Source organism: Bacteroides sp. HPS0048 (assembly GCF_964240755.1).
GTDB classification, from domain to species: Bacteria; Bacteroidota; Bacteroidia; order Bacteroidales; family Bacteroidaceae; genus Bacteroides; species Bacteroides nordii.
On the sequence record NZ_CAXSVC010000042.1, the window covers coordinates 33,987 to 41,101 of the forward strand.

Genomic DNA, 7,115 nt, shown 5'->3' on the forward strand with positions numbered 1-7,115 from the left:
GCTTTCTATTTATAAACTTCAAATTCGTAAATACGGGTGTCTTTCCCTTCATCGTCTTGTGTCGGATTAGTTACCATTAAGCGGATGTAACGTACTTTGGCAGGTTCTGACAGTTGTCGTGAAACAACATTGCGTTTGTTATTGTTGAGCCTGTCCAGTGTTTTCCACTCTTCATTCAGATTATTTTTTCCTTGCAGGAAACACCCTTTCGTAACATATGTGTGACTCTCTTCACCTGCATTCACAAGCTTCCAGCCACTGATGTCTTGTGCCTCTCCTAAATCAAAATCCACATAGTTCGGAGTCATACCTGTATCACACCATTTGGTATCCTTGTTTCCATCAATCATACATTCCGGTTTTTCACGGTTGTTCACATAGCCTGAATAAGATATGATCTTCGCAGCTTTCAGCAAGTTTTCTTTCGGACTTTCCTGTGTAGATAATTTCTTGCCGGCTTCTTCTTTGATGGCTGTAAGGAATAGTTGTGATGCAGTGTTCACAGCAGGTTGTTCTTCTTTGGCCAGTGTGGCGGCAAAAAGTACAATCTTGTCATTCTTTGGCAGGATAAAGCTTACAGCGCCTTTGGGAATATCGATACCGAATTTAAACATATACGTAAACTCGTATGGCTGATCTTCACCCGGAGCGTGACGGTGTGTACCTACATAAGCTATCTCGGCGTCTTTTAGATACCCTTTGGTATGATTGGTGTGTCCCCATTGTCCGATGAAACCGGTGTAGGAAGGAACGGTGATTTCCGCTTTGTTTTTCCCGCAGCAGAATGTAACTGTATAATCATCATCCGTTGCAGCAGCCAGGAAGTATAAATGAGTATATTTATGTCCGTCGGGCAGATAGATTGTGTCTCCTTTGCAGGTCATGCCGTTAAATGTCTCTTTCTCTCCCAGGCGGAACGGAATTTGATCTGCGAATATAGAATCCGGCAGTAATTCAGCAGCGTATGAGTATCCGGACTCAAAATTCGCTTCTCCGCGGAATTCATTAAATGAGGCGCATTTGCGGTCATAATTTAGTGGCAGGTTCACATATTCCGGTTCAGATGCAGGTTGTGCAGCACTTTTCAAACGCACTTTGAATGTCTTGACAGAATAGGGCTTAATAGTGACTTGCAGTTTGTTTCCATTGAAGTTGGCAGTACCAATTGTTTTTTCTGTTCCGTCAGCTTCATTCGCATTGAGTATATCACCTGCGAATGACAAAGTAGCCTGCTGTGACTTTTCACCTCCGGTTTCATACACGCGCACTACGTACTCGTCTGAACTTTCTGCTTTCTTGAGTGCTTTGATAATTACGTTGCGGTTGTCTGAGGTTGCAAAAGAGAACTCTTTGCCTAATGTACCTTTGTGTTTTGTGGTCTGGAATGCTTTCAGGCGTTGGTTCATAAGTTCTGCCTTCTCTACGGTGGATGCATGATCCAGTTTACCGGAATGCCCTACAAGGCTATACGTGAAGTTGTGATGTCCGTAGTCTTGTCTGTCCTGATAAGCATAGTTCCGGGTTGTTTCCGGAGTATGGAACAGCGTTAAACGGAGCGTATGGTTGTTGGGCTTGTCCCAGCCATATTTGCTGTCATTCAATATCGATACACCATAACTGTTGTCCTGGTTGGTCAGGTCGGCCCAGTATTGTGCATATACCTCGTAAGCGATATCGGTGTTATTCCCACGTTTAACGCTTCCGATTCCTAAGTCATAAGTTGCTTCCGTATTCTCTATATTCAAAGGGAATTCGGCTTTTAGCAAGGCATTGGTTGATTGCCAGTCTATTTCATTGTAGAAATCGATCCGATCGGCACGACTTCCTTCATAGAGCCGGATGTATTGCTTAAACACCGATTCTCCGTGTGTCTTTTCAATGCAGATTGCTTTACGTAGCTCTCCGTTTTCTACCAATGATATTTTCACATTATCCGTGATAGAGATTGGTTCCCGGTCTATTGTCTCTTTCAACACCTCCCAGGCCGGCCAGTGGTATGATTTGTTTTGGGTGAAGAGAGCCAGTCGGATGGCTTTACCCTGTTTTACCAACTCTTTGTTTTGCGTCTTGTCGAGAAGCGAGGTGATATCCCCTTTTTCATCCAATGTGATTTTATAAATGGAATTCTCGAGTGTGTTACTTGTTGTTGCAGCAAAGCGATTTGCCGTGCCGGAAGTACGTACATCGTACACAGCGTAGCCGGTAGCTGGTACTGTTGCTTCTATCAACAGGTGTGCTTTTCCGTTTGTGTAGGATAGTAACTGTGATGCCACCTTTTTACCGTTGTTGTCATATACTGTGACACCTTTGGGGGCTGCGGGTACTTCCAGTTCTACTTCTGCTATGTCCTGTACCGGGAATCCTAATGCATTATAGAGTATTACCGGAATGCCCTTTACCTGTGTATCCATGTCTCCGGCTATTGAACGAATGGAAGAGGCCAGTACGCCGGAAAATTGTTTGAGTGAGATTAACTCGTCATTCCACGAAAACTCGTAGGCACGTGGAATACTTGTTCCGGTGAGGTCGTCATGGAACTGATGATAGATGAAACGTTTCCAGGCATCTGTTAGAGTTGTTCCGGGATATGCAGCTTTGTTGAGCCATTCGGCGGCTACGGCTGCTCTTTCAGCTGCATCTCCCAAAAGCTCATTCTGCCGATTGTACAGTTTCATGGCTGCTTGTGAAGTATAGCATCCTGTTCCATGTACGTCCATCAGTAACTCTCCGTTGAATACAGGCAATTCCGGATGATCCTTATAAGGCTGGAAGTCTTTAAACATCTGGTCGCTTGTAGCACTGATGATTTCGAGTGGCCCGTTTCCTTTTATTCCCTTTTCAACAGAACGTACGGAACCCAACGTGGGTGATCCGCCAATATCTCCTGTACCGTAATAGCGGTATACCATATTGAGCGGGGTACGTGTGGTCAGTCCCAACAGCTCCTTGTTTTCCGATAAATCCTCATCGTTCCATCTTTTGCCATAATCGTATCCGTGAGCCAGCATGACGGAAGAACCATCGATTCCCTGCCATAACCCGATGGTAAAGGGATGTTTGCTTTTTCCGTAGAAAGGTTTGTTACGCCAGTCCAGCTTTTGTGATGAGAACCCGATGAGTCCGCAATGAGCTGCAATGGTAGGTAGTGTCCATCCGAAGCCAAAACAGTCCGGTAAGAAGATATCTGTACTTTCCACTCCAAATTCCTTACGGTAATATTCCTGTCCCAGCATGACGTTACGAATCGCAGATTCGGTTGAAGGCACCAAAGCATCGCTGGCTTCCCAACTGGCACCACTCACGTGCCAGCGTCCTTCCCGGATATATTTCTTCATTTCTTCGTATTGAGCCGGATAATATTCTTTCATCCATGCATACTTGACTCCCCCTTCAAAGTTGAAGATATAGTCAGGATATTGCTTCAGCAGAAGTAAGTTCTGGCTGATAGTATTCCACACATACTGTTTAATGGTCGTTTGGACATCCCAGTTCCATTGGGTGTCCAGGTGTGCATCTGCAACCATGTAGGCTTTAGTCTTTTTCTCCGGTTGTGTATTTTGGCTATAGGAGCCACTGCATAGTAGTAAGGTTGATGCCAGTGCAATGATGTGTTTCTTCATTTCTGTCTGTTTTATGATTTATATATTCTTGTTATTCGTTAATCTCCGAATAGAGCTCAATTGTGTGAGAGTTTTTCGGCAAGTTCTTGAAATGCTTTTGGGGGTGTCCGACCAGTCTTTTCCAGAATCGATGCATTAGTGAAAAATTGTGTAAGTCTTGTGACGGAATTCATGTCTTTCTTTATAGGTTTCGTTATACAAATATGTGAGAAAACGAACACAAATGTATGAAATAAATCATTCAATAAATCGCAGATATTGCCCAATGGCAGATCTTGTTACTTTTTTGGCAGAATTGGATACTTTTTTGCTACATATTTACTATCTAAGCGTTTTTGTATTTGTTCGAAAAGACTTTTCTTTGTGATATTCTAAAAAAGATGTATTACTATGGAAAATCATAGTCGTTACTTATCCTGAATAACTAACTAACTTTAATTACAGATTATGGCACTAAAACACTCGATGAAACTGATTGGTACCTGTACGGTTACAACTGCTTTACTTCTGGCTTCTCCTGCTTCTGCATTTGTATCCGGAGACAAATTGTCTGAACATGTCTGTGCAACAGACGCTATTCAGAAAGACAATCGTCCAAAACCGGCAGAACGTCTTTTCCGTTCTCAGGCGGTAGAAAATGAAATCATCCGTTTACAGAAACTTCTGAAAAATGCCCGGCTTGCCTGGATGTTTACCAACTGCTTTCCGAATACACTCGATACTACTGTACATTTTCGTGAAGGCGAAGATGGTAAACCCGACACTTTTGTTTATACAGGTGATATTCATGCCATGTGGTTGCGCGATTCCGGTGCACAAGTATGGCCTTACGTACAACTTGCCAACTCCGATCCGGAGCTGAAACGTATGCTTGCCGGTGTCATCAACCGCCAGTTCAAGTGTATTATGATGGATCCTTATGCCAATGCTTTTAATGATGGTCCCGTAGGTGGACACTGGATGAGTGACCTTACAGATATGAAACCTGAATTACACGAACGTAAATGGGAAATAGACTCGTTGTGTTATCCTCTACGTTTGGCTTATCACTACTGGCAGGTAACGGGTGATGCCAGTATTTTCGATGAAGAGTGGATACAGGCTATCACAAACATCCTGCGCACTTTCAAAGAACAGCAACGTAAGGATGGAGTTGGTCCTTACAAGTTTGAACGTAAAACGAACCGTGCATTAGATACGATGACCAATAACGGGCTGGGAAATCCGGTGAAGCCTGTAGGGCTGATTGCTTCTGCCTTCCGTCCCTCTGATGATGCTACCACACTGCAATTCCTTGTACCTTCCAATTTTTTCGCTGTATCTTCGCTTCGTAAAGCAGCCGAGATATTGCAAACGGTCAATAAGAAATCGGAATTGGCAAAAGAATGCAAAGATCTTGCCAATGAAGTGGAAGCGGCTTTAAAGAAGTATGCAGTCTATAAGCACCCTAAATATGGTAAGATATATGCTTTTGAAGTAGATGGATTTGGTAATCATCTGTTGATGGACGATGCCAATGTGCCCAGCCTGATAGCTATGCCTTATCTGGGAGATGTTAATGTAAATGATCCCATTTATCAAAATACCCGTCGTTTTGTGTGGAGTGAGGATAATCCTTATTTCTTTAAAGGTAAGGCAGGCGAGGGTATAGGTGGTCCTCATATTGGTTACGATATGATATGGCCGATGAGTATTATGATGAAAGCTTTCACAAGTAAGAAGGATGCGGAAATAAAGAATTGTATCAAGATGTTGATGGATACTGATGCGGGCACAGGTTTTATGCACGAATCATTTCATAAGGATGATCCGAAGAACTTTACCCGCGCCTGGTTTGCCTGGCAGAATACTCTTTTTGGGGAATTGATTCTTAAACTTGTGAATGAGGGGAAAACAGACCTATTAAACAGTATAGAATAATTGAGGGAGAATGATGAAGAAAATTTCAGTATGGACACTTTGTGCCCTTTTGTTGGCAGGTTGTGCCACTAATGAGAAAACAACCGGATCCGGTTTATTGCAGAGCAATTTCCAAACCGAAGTGGATGGTAAAAAGACTGATTTGTATGTACTTCGCAATGCTAACAACATGGAGGTATGCGTGACGAATTTCGGTGGACGTATTGTTTCTGTTATGGTACCCGATAAAGAGGGAATTATGCGGGATGTAGTCCTTGGGTTTGATTCGATACAGGATTATATTACGATACCTTCGGACTTCGGAGCTTCTATCGGGCGTTATGCCAATCGTATCAATCAGGGACGATTCATGTTGGATAGTGTGGAATATATTCTGCCTCGCAACAACTACGGACATTGCTTGCATGGCGGACCAAAGGGATTCCAGTACCAAGTATATGATGCCCGGCAGATTGGTCCGCAGGAGCTTGAACTGACCTATCTTGCCAAAGATGGTGAAGAAGGGTTTCCCGGTAATATTACCTGCAAGGTACTGATGACTTTGACGGATGATAATGCCATTGATATTCGTTACGAGGCAGAGACGGATCAACCTACTATTGTTAACATGACCAACCATTCTTATTTCAACCTGGATGGAGATGCTGGCAGCAATGCGGAACATTTGCTTACGATTGATGCCGATTACTATACCCCGGTGGATAGTACTTTTATGACCTCCGGTGAGATTGTTCCGGTAGAAGATACTCCAATGGATTTTCGTTCGCCGGTTGCCGTAGGGACCCGGATCAACAACTTTGATTTTGTGCAGTTAAAGAATGGAAACGGTTATGATCATAACTGGGTATTGAATACAAAAGGGGATATTACCTGCAAGTGTGCTACCCTTCAATCTCCAAAGACGGGTATCATCCTGGATGTTTATACCAACGAGCCCGGTATACAGGTTTATGCTGGTAACTTCCTGGATGGGACAGTGAGAGGTAAGAAAGGGATTGTATACAATCAGCGTGCTTCTGTTTGTCTTGAAACACAGAAGTATCCGGATACTCCGAATAAACCCGAATGGCCTTCGGCAGTACTACGTCCCGGCGAAAAATACAATAGTCATTGTATCTTTAAATTCTCAGTAGATAAATAGGATCAGATAACCTCACTCTTCAGCCATTTACCCATAAAGCGGTCGTAAACGATGTAGCCTTTTGAGGTCTTATACAACAATTCTTTGTTGAGTAACGATTTCAAGGCTACATTTACGCTACTGGGTGCTTTCAGGTTGTATTTCTTAATAAATTCGCTTGAATTGACACTTTGCGTACAGCCCTCCATGGCAACGGCTTTCAACAGATTTACTTGATTGTTGGTTAGTAATACCAGATTATTTTGATATACTGATTCTTGCTCTTCCAGAATATTACTCACAGTTTGGTCTACCCTCTCCTTATTAATGCGAATCAGTAGTTAAAAACCGGACTTAACTTAATCGTATATATTTGTTCAAAACAAGGCGATATAAACTACCTTTTATCAGGAAGAAAACTACTATTCTCTCTTTTATAATCTATAACCAAAACT

The 7,115-nt window shown here is 42.8% G+C and carries 4 protein-coding genes; 2 read left to right on the forward strand and 2 right to left on the reverse strand.

Annotation, left to right across the window (positions count from 1 at the left end):
- Positions 1-5: 5 nt before the first annotated feature.
- Entirely contained in the window at positions 6-3,620 is a 3,615-nt protein-coding gene (locus tag ACESQI_RS21710) for a glycoside hydrolase family 38 C-terminal domain-containing protein (protein WP_373127114.1), read from the reverse strand.
- 447 nt (positions 3,621-4,067) lie between these two features.
- Here ACESQI_RS21710 and ACESQI_RS21715 point away from each other — a divergent pair, with 447 nt between their 5' ends.
- Positions 4,068-5,540, forward strand: a complete 1,473-nt coding sequence (locus ACESQI_RS21715; RefSeq protein WP_373127116.1) for a glycoside hydrolase family 125 protein — start codon at positions 4,068-4,070, stop codon at positions 5,538-5,540.
- Between the two features lie 13 nt (positions 5,541-5,553).
- The gene (locus tag ACESQI_RS21720; protein ID WP_373127118.1) at positions 5,554-6,681 is read left to right on the forward strand and encodes an aldose epimerase family protein; all 1,128 of its coding nucleotides are present in this window, start codon (positions 5,554-5,556) and stop codon (positions 6,679-6,681) included.
- 2 nt (positions 6,682-6,683) lie between these two features.
- Here ACESQI_RS21720 and ACESQI_RS21725 read toward each other — a convergent pair whose 3' ends face one another.
- Positions 6,684-6,962, reverse strand: a complete 279-nt coding sequence (locus ACESQI_RS21725) for a hypothetical protein (protein ID WP_320908397.1) — start codon at positions 6,960-6,962, stop codon at positions 6,684-6,686.
- Positions 6,963-7,115 lie beyond the last annotated feature (153 nt).